Annotated in this window: 20 protein-coding genes, 1 tRNA gene and 1 riboswitch; of the genes, 7 read left to right on the top strand and 14 right to left on the bottom strand. The window is 64.3% G+C overall.

The annotated features are described in order from the left end of the window. Nucleotides 1-118: 118 nt before the first annotated feature. Entirely contained in the window at nt 119-1,027 is a 909-nt protein-coding gene (gene argF, locus HMPREF3036_RS04135) for an ornithine carbamoyltransferase (protein WP_005437237.1), read from the top strand. A gap of 182 nt (nt 1,028-1,209) precedes the next feature. On the opposite strand, the gene purB is transcribed toward argF, so the two are convergent. Continuing rightward, nucleotides 1,210-2,577 (bottom strand): adenylosuccinate lyase, encoded by a 1,368-nt coding sequence (gene purB, locus HMPREF3036_RS04130; protein ID WP_005437238.1) that lies wholly within the window; start codon nt 2,575-2,577, stop codon nt 1,210-1,212. Between the two features lie 226 nt (nt 2,578-2,803). After that, nucleotides 2,804-2,903: riboswitch (TPP riboswitch) on the top strand. Between the two features lie 83 nt (nt 2,904-2,986). On the opposite strand from purB, the gene thiC reads away from it, so the two are divergent. Next, nucleotides 2,987-4,603: a phosphomethylpyrimidine synthase ThiC gene (thiC, locus tag HMPREF3036_RS04125; protein WP_062331821.1), complete on the top strand. Its 1,617-nt coding sequence runs from the start codon at nt 2,987-2,989 to the stop codon at nt 4,601-4,603. Nucleotides 4,604-4,706: 103 nt separating this feature from the next. Here the strand turns inward: thiC and HMPREF3036_RS04120 are convergent, their stop codons facing one another. After that, nucleotides 4,707-5,417, bottom strand: a complete 711-nt coding sequence (locus HMPREF3036_RS04120; protein WP_062331818.1) for a response regulator transcription factor — start codon at nt 5,415-5,417, stop codon at nt 4,707-4,709. Between the two features lie 204 nt (nt 5,418-5,621). On the opposite strand from HMPREF3036_RS04120, the gene HMPREF3036_RS04115 reads away from it, so the two are divergent. Beyond that, nucleotides 5,622-6,689 (top strand): DUF72 domain-containing protein, encoded by a 1,068-nt coding sequence (locus tag HMPREF3036_RS04115; RefSeq protein ID WP_005437243.1) that lies wholly within the window; start codon nt 5,622-5,624, stop codon nt 6,687-6,689. A 4-nt stretch (nt 6,690-6,693) separates the two neighbouring features. Here HMPREF3036_RS04115 and HMPREF3036_RS04110 read toward each other — a convergent pair whose 3' ends face one another. Further along, on the bottom strand, nt 6,694-7,251 hold the full coding sequence (locus HMPREF3036_RS04110; protein WP_147645397.1) for a nitroreductase family protein: 558 nt from the start codon (nt 7,249-7,251) through the stop codon (nt 6,694-6,696). 93 nt (nt 7,252-7,344) lie between these two features. Here HMPREF3036_RS04110 and HMPREF3036_RS04105 point away from each other — a divergent pair, with 93 nt between their 5' ends. Beyond that, entirely contained in the window at nt 7,345-7,977 is a 633-nt protein-coding gene (locus HMPREF3036_RS04105; RefSeq protein WP_005437246.1) for a cyclase family protein, read from the top strand. A 9-nt stretch (nt 7,978-7,986) separates the two neighbouring features. Continuing rightward, nucleotides 7,987-8,439: an acyl-CoA thioesterase gene (locus tag HMPREF3036_RS04100; RefSeq protein ID WP_005437247.1), complete on the top strand. Its 453-nt coding sequence runs from the start codon at nt 7,987-7,989 to the stop codon at nt 8,437-8,439. Here the strand turns inward: HMPREF3036_RS04100 and murI are convergent. The 11 genes from murI to tsaE all read right to left on the bottom strand — a co-directional run bounded on the left by murI (nt 8,429) and on the right by tsaE (nt 18,235). Further along, complete coding sequence (gene murI / locus HMPREF3036_RS04095; RefSeq protein ID WP_005437249.1) at nt 8,429-9,235, bottom strand: glutamate racemase; 807 nt, start codon at nt 9,233-9,235, stop codon at nt 8,429-8,431. The genes HMPREF3036_RS04100 and murI overlap by 11 nt on opposite strands. Then, nucleotides 9,232-10,155, bottom strand: coding sequence for a DMT family transporter (locus tag HMPREF3036_RS04090; protein WP_062331816.1), 924 nt, complete (start codon nt 10,153-10,155; stop codon nt 9,232-9,234). The genes murI and HMPREF3036_RS04090 overlap by 4 nt, the downstream gene beginning before the upstream one ends. Nucleotides 10,156-10,214: 59 nt before the next feature. After that, nucleotides 10,215-10,568, bottom strand: coding sequence for a Spx/MgsR family RNA polymerase-binding regulatory protein (locus HMPREF3036_RS04085; RefSeq protein ID WP_005437265.1), 354 nt, complete (start codon nt 10,566-10,568; stop codon nt 10,215-10,217). Nucleotides 10,569-10,580: 12 nt separating this feature from the next. After that, nucleotides 10,581-11,576, bottom strand: a complete 996-nt coding sequence (locus tag HMPREF3036_RS04080) for an L-threonylcarbamoyladenylate synthase (RefSeq protein ID WP_062331812.1) — start codon at nt 11,574-11,576, stop codon at nt 10,581-10,583. Nucleotide 11,577: 1 nt separating this feature from the next. Further along, complete coding sequence (locus tag HMPREF3036_RS04075; protein ID WP_005437267.1) at nt 11,578-12,750, bottom strand: 5-(carboxyamino)imidazole ribonucleotide synthase; 1,173 nt, start codon at nt 12,748-12,750, stop codon at nt 11,578-11,580. Nucleotides 12,751-12,767: 17 nt separating this feature from the next. Next, the gene (gene purE / locus HMPREF3036_RS04070) at nt 12,768-13,265 is read right to left on the bottom strand and encodes a 5-(carboxyamino)imidazole ribonucleotide mutase (protein WP_005437268.1); all 498 of its coding nucleotides are present in this window, start codon (nt 13,263-13,265) and stop codon (nt 12,768-12,770) included. A 159-nt stretch (nt 13,266-13,424) separates the two neighbouring features. Continuing rightward, nucleotides 13,425-14,318: a phosphoribosylaminoimidazolesuccinocarboxamide synthase gene (locus HMPREF3036_RS04065; protein WP_005437269.1), complete on the bottom strand. Its 894-nt coding sequence runs from the start codon at nt 14,316-14,318 to the stop codon at nt 13,425-13,427. Between the two features lie 128 nt (nt 14,319-14,446). Beyond that, nucleotides 14,447-14,866 (bottom strand): diacylglycerol kinase, encoded by a 420-nt coding sequence (locus HMPREF3036_RS04060; RefSeq protein ID WP_005437270.1) that lies wholly within the window; start codon nt 14,864-14,866, stop codon nt 14,447-14,449. 301 nt (nt 14,867-15,167) lie between these two features. Beyond that, the gene (fba, locus tag HMPREF3036_RS04055) at nt 15,168-16,232 is read right to left on the bottom strand and encodes a class II fructose-bisphosphate aldolase (protein WP_005437271.1); all 1,065 of its coding nucleotides are present in this window, start codon (nt 16,230-16,232) and stop codon (nt 15,168-15,170) included. A gap of 174 nt (nt 16,233-16,406) precedes the next feature. After that, nucleotides 16,407-17,738, bottom strand: coding sequence for an N-acetylmuramoyl-L-alanine amidase (locus HMPREF3036_RS04050; protein WP_005437272.1), 1,332 nt, complete (start codon nt 17,736-17,738; stop codon nt 16,407-16,409). Beyond that, nucleotides 17,735-18,235, bottom strand: a complete 501-nt coding sequence (tsaE, locus tag HMPREF3036_RS04045) for a tRNA (adenosine(37)-N6)-threonylcarbamoyltransferase complex ATPase subunit type 1 TsaE (protein ID WP_005437274.1) — start codon at nt 18,233-18,235, stop codon at nt 17,735-17,737. The genes HMPREF3036_RS04050 and tsaE overlap by 4 nt, the downstream gene beginning before the upstream one ends. Before the next feature lie 214 nt (nt 18,236-18,449). Between tsaE and HMPREF3036_RS04040 the strand changes: the two genes are divergently transcribed. After that, a tRNA-Thr gene (locus HMPREF3036_RS04040) sits at nt 18,450-18,525 on the top strand. 173 nt (nt 18,526-18,698) lie between these two features. Next, on the top strand, nt 18,699-19,328 hold the full coding sequence (locus tag HMPREF3036_RS04035; protein WP_005437281.1) for a nitroreductase family protein: 630 nt from the start codon (nt 18,699-18,701) through the stop codon (nt 19,326-19,328). Nucleotides 19,329-19,490 lie beyond the last annotated feature (162 nt).

The following is a 19,490-nucleotide window of genomic DNA, read 5'->3' as shown; positions in this document are numbered from 1 at the left end:
CCTAATCGGTTGGCGAATCCTCAAGAGGCGTTCACTTAAATTTGAAGGCCCCGCTTCTTCTTGCAAGAATGTGCGCTGCGACGATGTCGCAACGTACATTTTTCTTAGGAGTAGCAACGTGCCCTGCCATTTTCTGAAGCTCAGCGACTTTTCCGGTGAAACCCTTCGCTACATGATCGACCGCGCCAAGGTCATCAAGGCGGACCTGAAGGCGGGCAAGCGATATGAACCGTTCGCAGGCAAGGTGCTCATCATGGTGTTCGAAAAGGCGAGCACGCGTACCCGCGTTAGCTTCGAGACGGGCTTCTACCAGCTTGGTGGCAACGTCGTCAATCTGCAGAGCCAGGGCTCCCAGATCGGCCGCTCCGAGTCCATCGCCGACACGGCCCGCGTGATCAGCCGCATGGGCGACCTGATCATGATGCGCACCTTCGGCCAGGACCGTCTTGACGACATGGCCGTTCACAGTCGGGTGCCCGTCATCAACGGTCTCACGAACGAATACCATCCCTGCCAGATCCTCACCGACATCCTCACCTTCGAGGAGCACTGCGGTCCGATCACCGGCAAGACCGTCGCCTGGGTGGGCGACGCCAACAACATGGCCTACACCTGGATCGAGGCCGCCAAGCTGCTCGGCTTCAAGCTCCACTTCTCGAGCCCCAAGGGCTATGAGCTTGATCCCGCCCTGACGCTTGCGGGCGACCATCTCAAGGTCTTCGACGATCCCGTCGAATGCTGCCGCGGCGCCGATCTCGTGACGACCGACGTCTGGACGTCCATGGGCTACGAGGAGGAGAACGCGGTGCGCCGCGAGGCCTTCGCCAAGTGGCAGGTCAACGCCGACTCCATGGCCGCCGCCAATCAGGGCGCCGTCTTCATGCACTGCCTGCCCGCCCACCGCGGCGAGGAAGTCACGGCCGACGTCATCGATGGTCCGCAGTCCGTCGTCTGGGACGAGGCAGAAAACCGCCTGCATGCCCAGAAGGCCATCATGGAATACTGCCTGCTCGGCCGTGTCGAATAAGAACCCTCGAACGACCTGAGAGACAGCGCGCAAGGCCCCGTTCAATCGAGCGGGGCTTTCGCGTTCTTGTCGGATGGGCGCGCATGAAAAGAAAAGCCCCGCTCAATGACGAGCGGGGCTTTTGCCTAAGGATTCAGAGCCGTCCGAAGGGACGGTCCCTTGGCAGGCGGATCTCAAGCGGATCAGCAGCGGCGGGCGAGTTCGACGGCCTTGCCGATGTAGGTGGCGGGCGTGAGTTCCATCAGGGAGGCCTTGGCATCGGCGGGGATGTCGAGGTTGGAGATGAATTCGCGCATCGTTTCCTTGGTGATGCCGTCCTTGCCGCGGGTGAGGGCCTTGAGCTGCTCGTACGGATGCGGCACACCGTAGCGGCGCATCACGGTCTGAACGGCTTCGGCGAGGACTTCCCAGGCGTTGTCGAGGTCGGCGGCGATGACCTGCTCGTTGACCTGGAGCTTGCCGAGGCCGCGCGTCAGGGCGTTGTAGCCGATGAAGCAGTAGCCGAAGGCGACGCCGAGGTTGCGCAGGACGGTGGAGTCCGTCAGGTCGCGCTGCCAGCGGGAGATCGGGAGCTTGCCGGCGAGATGATCGAGAACGGCGTTGGCGAGGCCGAGATTGCCTTCGGAGTTTTCGAAGTCGATCGGGTTGACCTTGTGCGGCATCGTGGAGGAGCCGACTTCGCCTTCACGCAGCTTCTGCTTGAAGAAGTGCATGGAGATGTAGCCCCAGACGTCGCGGTCGAAGTCGATGAGGATCGTGTTGGCGCGTTCGATCTGGTGGAAGAGCTCGGCCATGTAGTCATGCGGCTCGATCTGGATCGTGTGCGTGTTGAACGTCACGCCGAGGCGTTCCTCGACGACTTTGCGGGAGTGGGCTTCCCAGTCGTATTCCGGATAGGAGACGAGGTGGGCGTTGTAGTTGCCGACGGCGCCGTTCATCTTGGCGTAGATCTTGACGGCACGGATGGCTTCGATCACGCGTTCAAGACGCACGGCGACGTTGGCGAATTCCTTGCCGACCGTCGTCGGAGAGGCGGTCTGGCCGTGCGTGCGGGAGAGCATCGGGATTTCGGCCCACTGGTGGGCGAAGCCTGCGATCGTGTCATGGATCTGCTGGAGGTAGTCGGCGAGGGCTTCGCGGCCGCGCTTGAGCATGATGGCGTGGCTCGTGTTGTTGATGTCCTCGGACGTGCAAGAGAAGTGCACAAACTCGGAGGCGGACTTGAGCTCTTCGTCGTGGGCGACCTGGTTCTTGATCCAGTACTCGACGGCCTTCACGTCATGGTTCGTCGTCTTTTCGATTTCCTTGATGGCTTCGCAGTCGGCGAGCGAGAAGTTGTCGGCGAGGCCGCGCAGGAAGGCCTTGCCGTGGTCGCTGAGGTGCGGAAGTTCAGCAAAGCCGGCTTCGGAAAGACTGATGAGCCACTCCACTTCGACACGAACGCGGGCGTTCATGAAGGCGCATTCGGAGAAGATGTCGCGAAGCGCGTCGGTCTGGCGGGCATAGCGGCCGTCGATCGGGGAGAGGGCGGTAAGGGGATTCAGTTCCATGTCGGAAAACCTCGGGTGAAAAAAGAAAAAACGGCGTCCGCTGCGCAGGAGGGGCCGCAGGGAGCGGCGGGCGGAACGGACAAAAGGCAATCCTTGTATTTTAGCAGTCCGTTTCGCGTGCGTCTTCCCGACGGGCCGTCTTCGGCACGGGGGCACCGTGCAGGGAAAAGTGTCCTCAGCAGGCGTGTTCCTGCGGGATGACGCCTCTTTTTGCCCTACAATCGGACTTGCGCGTTCGGGGTATCGGCCTTTCAGGGGCCGGTTGAGAAACACCCGTCGCACCGGATCAGGTTCAGACCTGCGTCGGGAAACGCTGCGGACAAATCGACATCCGGCCTTCGAAGGAAGGCCCACGGCACCGTTCTCTTCGCCGGTCGCGCCCTCACTTCAATTCTTCTGGAGCGCGATTATGCACAACCACTTCCATTCCAATCCTGACCTGCGTCCCGCTGGCGAACGCTTCTTCGTGAGGAGCGAGGCGGGCGAGGACGTCCCTCTGCGCCGCATCAGGCTTTCCGACACGCCCGAATGCTTCGGCGGCGGCAGGAATCCCGACTTCTTCATGACCGACGTCACGGGCGGCTACGGCGCCGCCGATGCGGGCGAGACGGTCGAGCTCGTGCGCCGCGAGCGCCCCGAACCTGGCAGCCCCACGCAGCTCGCCGCCGCGCGAGCGGGCGTCGTGACGCCTGAAATGGCCTATGCGGCCGCACGCGAAAACGCCAATTTCGAAGGTTTCGCCGCCTCGCTCTCCGAGCCGGGACTTGAGCGCGTGCGCGACAGGCTCATGCCGCTTCTCGAACGCGTCGAGCCTTGGACGGGCGAGCGCGTCAGGGCCCGCGTGGCTGCCCGACAGGCCGTCATCCCCGCCGCCTTCACGCATCCCGAGGTCGAGCCCACCGTCATCGGCCGCCACTTCGCCACCAAGGTCAACGCCAATGTCGGCACTTCCGCCTCGTCCTCCGACTGGCGCGAGGAAGGCCGCAAGATGCAGGAGGCGCTCGCCAGAGGCGCGGACACCGTGATGGACCTCTCGACCGGCAGGTGCATCCGCGAGACCCGCGAGATGATCCTGCGCGGCTCGCCCGTGCCCGTCGGCACCGTGCCGCTTTACGAAACGCTCGAGCGCGCAGGCGGCGATCCGCTCGCGCTCTCCTGGGAGATCTTCAGGGACGTCCTGGAGGACCAGGCCAGGGCGGGCGTCGACTACATGACGATCCACGCAGGGCTCCTCCTGCCCCACGTCGAGCTTACGCGCAGCCGCCTGACGGGCATCGTCTCCCGAGGAGGCGGCATGATGGCCAGGTGGATGAAGGCCTTCGGCAGGGAGAACTTCCTCTACGAGCACTTTGACGAGATCCTCGACATTGCGGCGCACTACGACCTGACGCTCTCGCTCGGCGACGGCCTGCGCTCGGGCAGCCTCTACGACGGCAACGATGCGGCGCAGTTCGCCGAACTCAGGACGCTCGGGGAGCTCAACCGCAGGGCGGGTGCTCGCGACGTGCAAGTGATGATCGAGGGGCCCGGCCACATTCCGATGCCCGGCGTCGAGCTCAACCAGCTCAATGAGCGCGAGTGGTGCGATGACGCGCCCTTCTACACGCTCGGGCCGCTCGTGAGCGACGTCGGTGCGGGCTACGACCACATCACGGCCGCCATCGGCGGCGCCATGATCGCGGGGGCGGGCACGGCGATGCTCTGCTACGTGACGCCCAAGGAGCATCTCGGCCTTCCCGATGCGAATGACGTGCGCGAGGGCATGGCCGCATTCCGCATCGCGGCCCATGCGGCCGACATCGCTCGAGGCGTGCCCGGTGCGATCCTGCGCGACCACCTCATGAGCATGGCCCGCTTTGAATTCCGCTGGCCCGACCAGTTCGCCCTTGCCGTGGATCCCGCCAGGGCCCGTGCCTTCCATGACGAGACGCTTCCCGGGGCCGCCGCCCAGAAGGCTCACTTCTGCAGCATGTGCGGCCCGAAGTTCTGTCCGATGAAGCTCGCGCACGAGCTCTTCAAGGATTGATCGGAGCGGGGCAGCCGCGAATGAAAAAAAACGGGAGTCCGTTTGCGGACTCCCGTTTTTTCATGGAAATTTGGCGCAAAAACCTCTGTGAGGCAGGGGGAGGTTAGTCCTCGGTCTTCTCTTTGGCCTTCTTCTCGCTTTTCTCTTCGCTCTTCTTGCTCTGCTTACCGCGGGCGGGCTGGAGCTTGCAGAACTGCACGGGGCTCGTGTCGAGTTTGGTGCGCGCGAGTTCGTAGAGGATGCCGATCGGCGCGCGGTCTTCAAGGCGCTTCGTGATGTTGGCGCGGTGAGATTCGACCGTTCGCGTCGAAAGAAAGAGCTTTTCGGCGATCTCGCCGTTCTTCAGGCCCTGACAGACCAGATCGAAGATCTGTGTCTCGCGCTTGGAGAACTGGCGGAGCATGTGGCGCACGCGCGTCTTGCAGACCTCGAGAAGGGAGGCGTCTCGTGCGGCGTTGATCTTCACGAGAAGGTCGTCGGGATCGACGGGCTTCTCCATGAAGGAGATCGCGCCGTTCTCCATGGCTTCGACGGCCATGCGGATAGTGCCGTGGCCGGAAAGCACGATGACCTTGATGGGGCTGTCGAGATCGCGAAGGCGCTTCAGAACCTCGAGGCCGCTCATGCCGGGCATGGTCAGGTCGACGACGAGGCAGCCGGGCTGGTCCGTTTCGACGAGGTTGAAGAAGTCTTCGCCGCTGGCGTAGGTGCGTGCATCGATGCCGTGCGTCGCAAGAGCAAAGCGGATCGAATAGCGGACCTCGTCGTCGACGACCCAGACGGGGATTTCCTCCTGCGTCAGGTCCTTCTTCATGGCCTTCTCTTCGGAACTATCAGTGATGGGCATATTTCAATTAATATCGCTTGAGCAGGCCTGCGGCGTACGGATGTACGGGAGACGAACGCGGCCGCGAATATCATTCAATGCTACCAAAAAAGAGGTCGTCTGAGTGCCCTCGCTGGGATGCCTGCGATGTCAGGACGCACGTACGCGAGAGCATGTCAGGACGAAAACGCCATGATGAAGGGCAAGCCGATGATTGAGAGAAGCAGGGAGCCGCTCTTTGACGATGCGCCGCGTCCGGACGCGCCCGTCTCGGGCGAGCCGCCCCGCAGGAGCGTGCTCGAGGCTTCGGCACGTCTTTCGAGGCTCGTGCGTCTGGGCACGCTCGGCTTCGGGCGGCCGTACTGGCGCGGCACCATATACTCGGCCTCGAGCGGCGCGCTCCGCATGAAGGGACTAGACGGCCTGTCCGTGCTCGCGCGAACGCCCTGGCTGGGCTGCGTCTGCCTCGAGCGCGGATACCTCCATCCCCATTCACAGGCGGAGCTTGCCGTTCTGGCGTCCGCCGTTCCCGCCGACTTCCGCTTCATCGTGCGCGCGCCCGCGCTCGTGACGAGCGTCTTCGTGCACGACAGACGCGGCCGTGCAGGCGGCCTCAACAGGGAGTTCCTCAACGTGGCGGCCGCCGCAGCCTTCGTGAGAAGCTGCACGGACGGACTCGGCGAGAAGCTCGGCGGCGTGCTCTTCGACTTCGGGCCCTATCCGTCCTCGCAGATGAAGACGCTTCAGGGCAGGCAGAAGGCCGTGGAGGAGCTGGGTGCCTTCGCAGAGGGGCTGGTGCGGGAGCTGGGCTCTGCGGACGCCGCCCCCGTGCTCGCCTTCGAGGTGAGAAATCCGACGCTGCTCACGCCGCGCCTCATGGCGCTCCTGAGAAACTTCGGCATCAGGCCCGTGATGGGACTCAATGAGGGCATGCCCGGACTGCAGCGCCAGATGCGGGCGCTTGCCGCCTGCGACGCGCAGGATCCCTCGGATCCCGACTGGAGGCTTTCGGGGCCGCTCTTCGTGCGTTGGCATCGTTCGGGCCCGCTTTCGCCTGTCTTCGTGAGGGACCCGGAAAGCAAAAGTGCGGGCGACCCCGTCACCCGCACTCTGATTGCATCCCTCGTCATGCGCGCCGTTCGCAGCGGCGTGCCCGCCTACGTGCTGGCGGGCGACGATGCCGAAGGCGATGCGCCGCGCACGCTTCTGGACATCCTGGCCTCGCTCGACGGCATGCGCGCCGCCGGGCTCAGGCGCTGACGTCCTACCAGCGGGAGAGCGGCTGGCGTTCGTCGTTGCCCATGCCTATGTCCTGATAGTTGACGGGCGTGTCGGGCGTTCCCACGAGCACGAAGCAGAGCAGGCGCTCGCAGGTCGGATCGTAAAGGCCGTCGGGGGCGGGGAAGTCCTTGGCGGAGACTGCCTTCGCGGCAAAGCCCTGGGCATGCAGGCCTGCAAGGAAGTTCATGAGCGAGGCGCCTGCCGTCATCAGGCGTTCGTCGGCGTCTCGGTCCTGGGAGTCGGGGGAGAGGCCCGTGCCCACGAGCGCCATGCACATCGGCGCCTTCAGGGCCTTGCCGCGGGCCTTGGCGCGCATCTCCTCGTCGGCGTCCGCAGGCAGAACCGATTCGAAGAGGTCGGCGAGACGGTCGCGGGAGGAGATCTCGACCCAGCGGAAGGGAAGCGTCTCCTGATGGCAGGGCACGCGGCAGGCGGCCGTCACGGCCAGACGCAGGGCGCCCACGTCAGGGGCGGGAATGACGAGATGCTTGGCGCCAAGGGAGTGGCGCGACAGGATCATTTTGAAGAAACTTTCATTCACGGCGTAAATCTCCGACATTGCCGGCTGGAAAACGTGCGGCCGGACACGCAGAATATTATGCTACGAAGACAAGAACATTCAGGAGGCCACTGCATGCGCAGCCTTTGGGACATTTCCCCTTCCGTAAGCACCCGAGCGCCCGTATTCCCGGGCGACACGCCGTTCCAGGTCCTCTGGAACGAGCGCATCAACGACGGCGGAGTTGCCAACATCTCGACGATCCACATGTCGCCGCACGTGGGCGCGCATGTCGACGCCCCGATGCATCTCGACAGCGGCGCCGTGGACGTCGCCACGCTCAGGCTCGAGCGCTTCATCGGCCGCTGCCGCGTCATCGACCTGAGCGGTGCGGACACGACAGAGCCCGTCAGCCGCGAGGAACTCTCGAGCGCCTGCTTCCACGAGCGCGTCCTCATCAAGACCCGCAGGACCGCGCCCGAGCGTTGGACGGAGGACTTCAGGTCCGTCTCTCCCGGCGCCGTGCGCATGCTCCTCGAGTCGGGCGTGATGCTCATAGGGCTCGACACCCCGAGCATCGACCCCGCCGACAGCACGCTCCTGCTTTCGCACCGCGTGGCCCTTCAGGGCGGCATCTCCATCATCGAGAACCTCGACCTGAGCCAGGTCGAGGCGGGCGATTACGAGCTCATTGCGCTGCCCCTCAAGCTCGAGGGCGTCGAGGCCAGTCCCGTGCGCGCCGTCCTGCGCTCCGTTGCACATCGATGAGGTGGCGTCATGAGCGGAAAGGTTTTTGAGCAGCCCCTTCGCATTCGCTGGAACCACTGTGATCCGGCGGGCATCGTCTACCATCCCCAGTACTTCGTGATGCTCAACAACGCCATGGAGGACTTCTTCCGCGAGTGTGCGGGCCTGAGCTACGAGGAGAGCCTCGTCGAGGGCTACGGGTTCCCGATCGCGGGGATCCGGTGCGACTTCTGCGCTCCGAGCCGATGCGGGGATGACTGCGTGCTGCGCATGTGGATCGAGAGCATCGGCACGACGTCCGTGCGCTTCGCCATGACGATCCACGCGGGCGACGAATGCAGGCTCGCCTGCATCGAGACGGCGGTCTGCGCCGCACGCGAGGGCGACGCCGTCGTCAAGCGTCCGATTCCCGGCGAAATGAGAGGGCGCCTCGAGGAGTATCTCAAGGCGCCTGAAGTTCCGGAGCTGGCCCTCAGGGCCTGACGCTCCCGTCGAGCTTCTGCAGGACGGCGTTGTCCGTCCAGAGGAGCCTGAGAATGCGCTCGCGCGCCTCATTGGCGTCCGTCGTGCAGAAGATGCGCGCGGGCGCCTTTTTTGTGTCGTTGAGGAGGCCCGGCTCGTCAAGGCGGCGCTTGAGCTGACGCGCGACGGCGGGGGCGGGATCGATGAGCCTGATGCCCGGTCCCGCAGTGAGGCGGATGGCATCGGAGAGGAAGGGATAGTGCGTGCAGCCGAGAACGAGCGTGTCGGCGCCCGCCTCGACGAGCGGCTCCACGTACTCCCTGAGAAGGGCCATCGTGTGCGGCGTGCGGAATTCGCCCGCTTCCACGCAGTCCATGAGGCCGGGGCACGGACAGTCAATGATCCTGACCTCCTTGGGGGCGATGGACTTGAGGTGGCGGTATTTGGCGCTTGCGAGCGTCTTCGTCGTCGCCATCACGCCGATGATGCCCGTCCTGGTCGTGCGGGCGCCGGGAAGCACGGCGGGCTCGATGCCCACGACGGGCATGGAGAGCTCGGCGCGCAGGCTTTCCGCACAGACGGCCGTGGCCGTGTTGCAGGCGATGACGATGGCTTTCACGTCCTTCCTGAGAAGGTGTGAGACGAGCGCATGCGTGCGCTCGAGAATGAAGTCGTCCGTTCTGTCGCCCCAGGGGGCGAAGCCGCAGTCGGCGGCGTAGACGAGGTTTTCCTGCGGAAGCAGCTCGGCGACGGCGCGGGCGACGGAGAGGCCTCCGAAGCCCGAGTCGAGAATGCCGACGGGACGGGTGTCCGTCATGACGAAAGCTCCTTGGGTGCGGCCTTCCTGCGCGGAAGCCTGATTTCGCCGCAGAGAATGCCGCCCACGATCAGGACGCCGCCGATGATGCCCGCCGTTCCGAGGCTTTCGCCTGCGAACCAACCGATGATGGCGGCAAAGACGCTCTCCATGGCGAAGATGACGGCCGCGCGGCTCGCAGGTACGTAGCGCTGCGCCCAGGAGAGCAGCACCTGCACGAAGGCGACGATGACGGCAAGCCAGAGGATGCCGCCCACCACCGTCGTGTTGAAGGTCGTCTCCTTGAGCGGGACGCCTGCCGCTGTGGCGACGGCCAGGCCGACGGCTGCAAAGACGGCGGTGAAGAAAAGCTGGGTGAATGCGAGCTGCCTCGCCTGAGTGCCCGGCGCGACGCGGCCCACCACCATGATTTCGACAGCGGAGATGAGGGCCGAGAGAATCGTGACCCACTCGCCCCAGTTGTTCGAGAAGCTGAGCGTGAAGGGGTTGGCGAGCAGGACGAGGCCCGCAAACGCCATCATCACGCCGAAGACGGCTCCCTTAGTGGGCGCCTTGCCGAAGACCACCCAGACGAGAAGCGGCGTGATCGGCACGTAGAGCGCCGTGAGAAAGCCAGACTCGGAGCTCTGCAGGGTCATGAGGCCCGCGGCGTTCGTCGTGTAGCCCAGATAGATGAGGAAGGCGCAGGCCGCCCCCGCCTTCCAGGTGCGCTTGGGAATGTCCGCAATCCGCCCCTTGAGCATGAGCAGGACGAAGAAGGCGGCCACGCCAAACCTGAGCATCACGAGCGTGAGCGGGTTCGTGTACTCGAGCGCGGAGCCGACCGTGATGAAGGAGCTCCCCCAGAAGAAGGTGGCGAGGACGAGCGCCAGCACGGGCATGATCGGCTGGTGGTGGGTTTCCAATGTCGACTTATGCATCTTTCAGAAAAAAGGCCGCCGTTGCCGGCGGCCGTCGTTCGGATTGTCGGTGGCTCGCGTCAGCCGGCGAGCCTTTCCCAGGCTTCCTCGTCAACGCCGACGGTCACGCTGCCGTCGGGATGGACGATCACGGGACGCTTGATGATGACGGGGTTCTCGAGCATCAGGGCGCGCATGCCTTCGGGATTGTCGCACACAGCCTCGCGTCTGGCTTTGTCAAGCTTGCGCCAGAGCAGGCCCTTGCGGTTGAGGAGCACGTCGCAGGAGGTCTTCGCGATCCACTCGTCAAGGAGGACGGGATCGATCCCCTCCTTCCTGAAGTCGTGGAACTCGAACGGGAGGTCTCGGGCGACGAACCATTCGAGGGCCTTCTTGACGGAGCCGCAGTTCTTGATGCCGTAGATCTTGTTCATGTCGCGTTCTCCTCAGGCTGCGGCGCGGCCGAGGCGGTCGTTGACTGCGGCCCAGTCGGGCGACTGGGGCGGCAGTTCGACGAGGATGCGTTCGGCGCCTGCGCGGTCGAGCCTGTGCAGGTTTTCGTAGAGGTCGCGTCCGTAGCCGTGAAGGTCGGCGGGGGCCTTGATCGCGAGGACGGGCGTGCCCTCGAGGCGGTCAAGCACCTCGCCGGAGGCCATGACGGCGACCGGAGCGGCGCCCATTTCGGCGAATCGGGCGGGCAGGGCTTCGGCGGACACGAGCTCGAGCTTAGTGCGGGGTGCATAGTGGCTCTTGAGGCGGCCGGAGGCGCGGGGCGCATCCTTGCCTGCGTCGGGCACTGCAAAGCCGAGCGTCTCCTCGAGCATCTCGCGGGTGACGACGCCGTGGCGCAGGAGCGTGGGGCGTCCCTGCGAGAGGTTGATCATCGTGGACTCGATGCCGAACTCGCAGCTGCCGCCGTCGAGGATCATGTCGAGCTTGCCTTCGGGCTTGACGCCGAGGTCTTCGGCGACGTGTGCGGCGCACGACGGGCTGATGCGCCCGAATGTGTTGGCCGAAGGCGCCGTGAGGCCGCGCCAGGTCGGACCCGAGAAGGCCGAGATGAGCGCATGAGCCCAGGGATGGGACGGGCAGCGGAGCGCCACCGTGTCCTGTCCTCCCGTCACCCAGAGTCCGCAGCGCGCCTTCTTCTTGAGAACGAGCGTGAGCGGGCCCGGCCAGTACTTCTTGGCCAACAGCCAGGCTTCGGGCGGAACGTCCTCGGCCCAGTGGGAGATGGCGTCGATGCCTGCGACGTGGACGATCAGCGGATGGTCCGCCGGGCGGCCCTTGGCCGCGTAGGTGGAGAGCACTGCGGATTCGTTGTCGGCGTCGGCGGCGAGGCCGTAGACAGTTTCGGTCGGCATGGCGACGAGGCCGCCCGCCTCAAGGACGCGGACGGCTTCGGCGATTCTGACTTCGTCGACGGGAGGAGTCTGGGTCATCTCAGTTCGGTTCCGGAAGATGAAGGATGCGGGCGGCTTCGCGGGCGCGCTCCATGGCTTCTTCGGCGGTCCTGCCGATGCAGGTCACGTGGCCCATCTTGCGGGCGCGGCGGGCGTCGGCCTTGCCGTAGATGTGGAGCTTGGCGCCGGGAATGGCGGTGACGCCGGCCCAGTCGGGCTCGCGCTTGACGCCTTCCTCGTCGAACCACTCGTCGCCGAGGATGTTGAGCATCACGGCGTGGGAGTGTTGCTCCGTGGAGCCGAGCGGAAGGCCGGCCATCGTGCGGACCTGCTGTTCGTACTGGCTCGTGACGCACGCGTCGATCGTGGCGTGGCCGGAGTTGTGCGGACGGGGAGCAAGCTCGTTGACGAGGATCGTGCCGTCTTCAAGGATGAAGAGCTCGACGCAGAGGACGCCGACGTAGTTGAGCGCCTGGGCGATCTTGGCGGCATAGCCGCGGGCGCGGGAGGCCGTATCCTCGTCGATGCGGGCGGGAAGGACGGAGACCGCGAGGATGCCGTTGCGGTGGAAGTTCTCGGAAACGGGGAACGTGGCCGTTTCGCCGTGCGAGTTGCGCGCGACGATGACGGAGACCTCAAGCTTGAGGGAGAGGCGCTTTTCGAGCACGCAGTCCACGCCGCCGAAGTCGCGGAAGGCCTTGCGGACGTCCTCGATCGTGGCGACTCGGGCCTGGCCTTTGCCGTCATAGCCGAGGCGGGCGGTCTTGAGAATGCCGGGCAGGAGCGAGGCGTCGAGGGCGTCGACGTCGGCTTCGCTGCGCACGGCGGCATGCGGGGCGACGGGCACGCCGGCCACTTCGGAGACGAAGTGCTTCTCGACGTTGCGGTCCTGGGTGACGGCGACGGCGGCGGACGGCGGGCAGACGCGCAGGCCCGCCTTCTCGAGGTATTCGAGCGAGGGGGCGGGGACGTTCTCGAACTCGGTCGTGACGGCCTTCACCCTGCCTGCGAGCGCGGCGAGGCCGGCCACGTCGTCGTACTTCGTTTCGATCTGCTCGCGGGAGACTTCGCCCGCGGGGCAGGCCTTGCCGGGTTCGAGCACGGCGACGTGGTAGCCCATCGTCGCGGCGGCCTGGGCGAACATGCGGCCGAGCTGGCCGCCGCCCATCAGGCCGAGCGTTTCGCCCGGCATCAGCACTTCATTGGCGTTCATATGACGGAATTTCCTCGTTAGAGCGGGAGTTCCATGGCGCGGGCCTTGGCGTTCTGGGCGGCGCGGAAGTCGGCGAGCTTCTGGGCGAGGCCGGCGTCCGTGACGGAGAGGATCTGGGCGGCGTAGAGCGCGGCGTTGGCGGCGCCCGCTTCGCCGATGGCGAAGGTGGCGACGGGCACGCCCTTGGGCATCTGGACGATGGAGTAGAGGCTGTCCTGGCCGCGGAGGTACTTGGACGGAACGGGCACGCCGCAGACGGGGATCGTGCACTTGGCGGCGATCATGCCGGGCAGGTGGGCGGCGCCGCCTGCGCCCGCGATGATGACGCGGATGCCGCGGTCACGGGCGGTTTCGGCGTAGTCGAACATTTCGTCGGGCATGCGGTGAGCGCTCACGACGCGGGCTTCGAACGGAATGTCGAATGCCTTGAGCATTTCGGCGGCGTTCTTCATCACCTCCCAGTCGGAGTTGCTGCCCATCACGATGCCGACGATCGGCTTAACGGCGTCAGTCATTGGAAAACCTCGCTGTAAAAATCAAAAAACAAAAACATAAAAGAACGACAGGAAAGCCGTGCTTTCCTCTCGTTCCTCAGAATCTATGAGTATAGACAAGAAAGGACCGGCAGGCATGAAGACTGTCGGTCCTTTCAGGGGCATCACAGGGGATGCGGATTACTGTTCGATGTCCGTTTCGGCAAGGCGGCGCAGGGCTTCGCGGTACTTGTCGGAAGTCTTTTCAATGACTTCGTCCGGAACCTTCGGAGCGGGCGGGGTCTTGTCCCAGGGCTGGGCTTCGAGCCAGTCGCGGATGAACTGCTTGTCGTAGCTCGGGGGCGAGACGCCGACGTTGTACTGGTCGGCCGGCCAGAAGCGGCTGGAGTCGGGCGTGCACACTTCGTCCATCAGGCGGATGGTGCCTTCCTCGTCAATGCCGAACTCGAACTTCGTGTCGGCGATAATGATGCCCTTCGTGGCGGCGTATTCGGAGGCGCGGCGATAGAGCTCGAGCGTGTAGCTGCGGATCTTCTCGGCGATTTCCTCGCCGTAGAGCTCGACGACGCGTTCGAACGAGATGTTTTCGTCATGCGTGCCGACTTCGGCCTTGGCGGCCGGCGTGAAGATCGGTTCGGGGAGCTTCTGGCCCATCTGGAGACCTTCGGGAAGCTTGATGCCGCAGACGCAGCCGGTGGCGCAGTAGTCCTTCCAGCCGCCGCCGATCAGGTAGCCTCGGGCGACGCACTCGATCAGGATGGGCTTGAGGCGCATGGCGACGCAGGAGCGGCCCTTGACCATAGGCACTTCCTCAGGCTTGACGACGGATTCGGGATCAATGCCGGTGAGGTGGTTCGGGCAGACGCCTTCGAGCTGCTTGAACCAGAAGTCGGTGAGAGAGGTGAGCACCTTGCCCTTGCCCGGAATCGGGTCGCCCAGAATGACGTCGAATGCGGAAATGCGGTCGCTCGCGACGATGAGCAGCTTGTCATCGCCGACGGCGAACGTATCGCGCACCTTGCCGGAGTAGAGCTTCTTCAAGGAGGGAATGTTGATCTGGGAAAGACCAGCCATGTTGAAATCTCCCTTTGAGAGATGGTTAACTGAAATGTGGTGCCGTCATTGTAATGCCGATCATCCGTTCACTACGCTTTTTGACTAGTAGATTTGGCTAGGTCGGCATGAGGATCGGCAATGTTTGGTCAGCCTGCCAAAAACGCCCAGAGCGCAGGCGCTGCGATCAGAAGCCAGGTGACGCCGAGGATGATCATCGCGATGAAGACCGCTGCGCTGCCGAGGTCCTTGGCGCGTCCGCTCAAGGGGTGAAGCTCGGGGCCGATGCGGTCCACGACCGCCTCAATGGCGGAGTTGAGGATCTCGACGAGCATCAGGAGAAGGACGGAGCCGATGAGGAGCACCGTCTCGACGGCGGGTAGGCCGAGCAGGAGCGCGCAGGGAATGAGCACGCAGGCGAGGAGTACCTCCTCGCGGAAGGCGGCCTCGTTCCTGTAGGCGGCCGAGAGGCCCTTCATGGAGTAGCCCGTGGCGTTGATGAGTCGGCGCAGGCCCTTCTTGCCCTTGAGGTCCGTGGCGTTCTTGTCTTGGGAGTTGGGTGTGGTCATGATGCAGTTGACGTTCTCTCCGCCGTGAACGACAGAGATTCTCTACTGAGTCAGCAGCTTGCGCTGCTGATCACTTCGGTGGATTCCTGCTGCTGATTCGGCGCCAGCTTTTTAGATCGTTCCGAATTCACTTGAGCCTGAGAGTTTTTCTCAGAATCCCTACAGGCTAACGAGCTTCGTCCGCGCTCTTATATCTCCGCCCTGAACGGAGCTTTACGCCGCAATTGGGTAAAAGCGCGCCCGCCCTGACGCGTGGTCGGGCGGGCGACGTGTGGTTCAGCCGATCAATTCGGACTCTCGGTTAGAGCACGTTCTGGCGAAGCGTGCCGTCGGCGTAGCGGGCGGCCACGACGTCGAGCGGGAGCGGCTTGATGCGGGAGGCCATGCCTTCGCAACCGAACTGGAGGTAGCGCTGCTTGCAGAGCTCCGTGGCGGCCTTGCGGGCGACCTTCAGGAAGTCGCGCGGGTCGAACTTGGAGGGGTTCTCGAAGAGGTACTGGCGGGTGGCGGCCGTCATGGCGAGACGGATGTCCGTGTCGATGTTGACCTTGCGCACGCCGTGTTTGATGGCTTCCTGGATTTCCTCGACGGGCACGCCGTACGTTTCGCGCATGTCGCCGCCGAACTGGCGGATCGTGGCGAGGTATTCCTGCGGAACGGAGGAGGAGCCGTGCATTACGAGATGGGTGTTCGGCAGGCGTTCGTGGATTTCCTTGACGCGCTGGATGGAGAGCGTTTCGCCGGTGGGCTTGCGCGTGAACTTGTAGGCGCCGTGGGACGTGCCGATGGCGATGGCGAGGGCGTCGAGCTGCGTGGCCTTGACGAAGTCGGCGGCCTGATCCGGGTCCGTGAGGAGCTGTTCGCGCGTCATGACGGCGTCGGTGCCATGGCCGTCTTCCTTGTCGCCCTTCATCGTTTCGAGGGAGCCGAGGCAGCCGAGTTCGCCTTCGACGGAGACGCCGATGCAGTGGGACATTTCAACCACGCGACGGGTGACTTCGACGTTGTAGTCGTAGGTGGAGATCGTCTTGCCGTCGGCCATGAGGGAGCCGTCCATCATGACGGAGGTGAAGCCCATGCGGATGGCGCCCTGGCAGACGGACGGGCTCTGGCCGTGGTCCTGATGCATGCACACGGGGATGTCCGGATAGGCCTCGACGGCGGCAGAGATCAGATGGCGAAGGAAGTGCTCGCCGGCATACTTGCGGGCGCCGGCGGAGGCCTGCATGATTACGGGGGCGCCGACTTCGCTCGCGGCGGCCATGATGGCCTGAACCTGTTCGAGGTTGTTGACATTGAAAGCAGGAACGCCGTAGCCGTTTTCGGCGGCGTGATCGAGCAGCTGACGCATGGAGACGAGTGCCATGACGATGAACTCCGAATCTGATGAAAGGGAAAAACAAAAGGGCGGCGCAGGCCTTGCGGGCCGTCTTCGGGCCGCCCGAAACTGATCAGATGCATTGTATAGGGACAATGCGTCTAGGGAAAGAGGTTTATCCCTGCCTGAGGGGCGAAGGGACACAAAAAACGCGTCCTCCCGTCAGCCCGTCAGCAGGGACGGATTCGCGGCCACCTGCTTGCGGATGCCATCGTAGATGGCCTGGGCGATCTTCTGCTGGTGCCTGCCGTTGATGAGGAGCTTTTCCTCGGTCGGGTTCGAGATGAAGGCCGTCTCGACGAGGATCGACGGAATGCCCTGACCCTTGAGGACCGCGAAGCCCGCCTGTTCGACGTGCTTCTTGTGCAGGCGGTTGACGCTCTTCATCTCATTGAGGACGGAGGCGCCAAGGCCGAGGCTGTAGCTGATGGTCCAGCTCGAGGTCATGTCGACGAGCACGCTCGCTACCTGGCGGTCGACGCTGGCGATGTTGACGCCGCCGATCAGGTCGGACTCGTTCTGGTTCTTGGCGAGCCAGCGGGCGGCGGCGGACGTTGCGCCGCGTTCGGAAAGGCAGAAGACGCTCGAACCTCGGGCGCTGGCCTTGATCCAGGCGTCGGCGTGAATGCTCACGAGCAGGTGCGCCTTGGCGCGGCGGGCGATGGCCACGCGGCCGCCGAGGCTCACGAAGTGGTCCGTGTTGCGGGTCATGATGGCCTTCATGCCGGGATCGTCGTTGATGAGCGCGGCGAGGCGCTTGGCGATCTGGAGCACGACCGTCTTCTCTCGGTTGCGTCCGCGGCCGATGGCGCCAGGGTCCTCGCCGCCGTGGCCGGGGTCGACCACGATGATGAGCTTGGGCTTGATGGACTTCGAGGGCTTCTTCGGCTTGGATGGTCTGGAGGGGCGGACGGGCTCCTTCGGCTCAGGCTCCTCGAGGGGAGGCTTGACGGGGGATTCGGCCGCGCCCTTGTCGAGGCCTGCGAGCAGTGAGCCGAGCGGGTCGCCGTCGGGTGCCTCGCTACCTTCCTCGAGGCCGTTGAGCAGACGACTGATCTCGTCGGTCGGATGCGCGGGATAGATGTCGAAGACGAGACGGTACTTGTAGTTCGCAAAGGGCTGGAGCTGGAAGACCTCGGGCTTGACGTCGGTCTTGAGGTCCATCACGAGACGGACCGTGTCGGGCTGGAACTGCCCGATGCGCATGGCGGCGATGTAGGGATCGTCGGGCTTGACGGCGGCAATCTGCTTCTGCAGCGCGACGGTGAGCTCGAGCCCCTTGATGTCGACGACGAGGCGCAGCGGCTTCGACGAGCGGACGAAGAAGTACTTGAAGTTGAGCGGGGAGTCGTACTCGAGCGTGACTCGGGTGTACTCCTCGGCGGGCCACATGCGAACGTCGACCATGCGGGCGCCTCTGGCGATCTGCCACGGCGCAAGGCTGAGAAGGAGCGTGCTCGCAGAGCCGAGCACGAGGCGGCGTCGGTCGATCATTCGCCCGCCTCCAAAACGTGGGCGACGAGCGCTTCGCCGAGCGGGGTGAGTCCCTTCAGGACGGCGCGGCGGCCGAGACCCTCGAGGGCGAGCTCGATGACGAGGTCCGCGTCGGGCACGTAGGGCGACGCCTTTTCTGTCCATTCGGTCGCGGACACGAAGCCCGGACCGAAGAGGTCGCGAAAGCCCGCATCCTCGAACTCCTCGGGCTCCTCAAAGCGGTAGAAGTCGAAGTGATTGAGCGTGAGGCCCGCGACGGGATAGGTCTCGACGAGCGAGAAGGTGGGGCTCTTCACGGGGCCGGCAAAGCCGAGGCGGCGCAGCATGGCGCGAACGAGCGACGTCTTGCCTGCACCGAGGTTGCCCTCAAGGCGCACGGCCAGACCGTGCCCGGCAACCGCGCCCGCTTCCTTCGAGACGGCGTCGGCAAGACGGGCGCCGAGCTTGTCGGTGTCGTCGGGATGGGGAAGAGACGCTTCAAAAGTAAGGGATGCCATGTCGGTCCTTCTGAGCCGTGGAGCCAAAACTTTGATTTTAGCCCATGACGGGAGCCTGCTCGGACGAGGGAATCGTTGCGGCATGCAAGCCAAAAGCAGCCTTCCGCGGGGTAATGTAACGAAATGTAATTCGCTCTTGCCAAAGCGAATGAAGTCCCTCATAATTCAAATCCTCAGTCGAACGCGACTTGCTCCGAGCGACTGACAGATGGTGGCCGGTGTAGCTCAGCTGGTAGAGCAGCGCATTCGTAATGCGAAGGTCGGGAGTTCGAATCTCTTCTCCGGCACCACGAGAATTCAGAAAGGATCTGTACAGCATTGTACAGGTCCTTTTTTTCATTTCCGCCGGCCTTTTTTCAAGTTCCGGCAGGCGGCCTGACCGCTTCGAATCTTGCGCTCGGACGGGGCGCGGTGCTAGTCTCATTCGGTGAAAACATCTCTCTTGCAAAGGAGGAACCGAATTATGCAAAAGACGGGCATCATCGTGCTGGGCTCGGTTGCGGCCATGCTTCCCGCACTGGCCCAGGCGTCCGAAACGGTCAGGCTCGCTGAACCCGACCTCGCCATGGAGGGCTCGCTGATGACGGCGCTCAAGAACCGTCACTCGACTCGCGAGTACGCGGCGAAGGACCTGACGGGCGCGGATCTCTCCAATCTTCTCTGGGCGACGGCGGGCGTCAATCGTCCCGACGGACGCCGAACGGCGCCCACGGCGCTCAACCTCCAGGAAATCGGCGTCTACGTCGTGACCGCCAAGGGGGCCTTTTCCTACAGGCACGAAGGGCACGAGCTCGTGAAGCTCACGGACAAAAACCTGATGCCGCTCGTCGCGATGCAGCAGGACTTCGTCAACACGGCGCCGCTGGCACTCGTCTATGTGGGCGATCTGACCAAGCTGCCCGGAGAGCGCGGCGCCCAGATGGCCGCAGTTGACGCGGGCATTGCCGTTCAGAATGCACTTCTCTACTGCTCTGCGGCGGGGCTTGCCTGCGTGCCGCGCGCCACGATGAACGTGGACGGACTTGCACAGGCGCTCTCGCTCCCGAAGGGAGCCGTGCCGATCATGAACGTCGTGGTCGGCATGCCGAAGTAGGCCGGGCGCCACCTTCCTCAATGCAGGGAGGGCTCGGGAAAGGTACGGAAAAAGGCCCGCACATCATGTCGATCTGCGGGCCTTTTCCTTGTGTGCTCAGCATGGGCACGTTCTAACGGGTGAGAGTTCCGAGAGGGGCCGGCAGTGGCAACCTCATAGCCA

The organism is Sutterella sp. KLE1602, assembly GCF_001578585.1.
Classification (GTDB): domain Bacteria; phylum Pseudomonadota; class Gammaproteobacteria; order Burkholderiales; family Burkholderiaceae_F; genus Sutterella; species Sutterella wadsworthensis_A.
The sequence above is the reverse complement of the archived record's forward strand: the minus strand, read 5'-3'. Positions and strand labels throughout refer to the sequence as shown.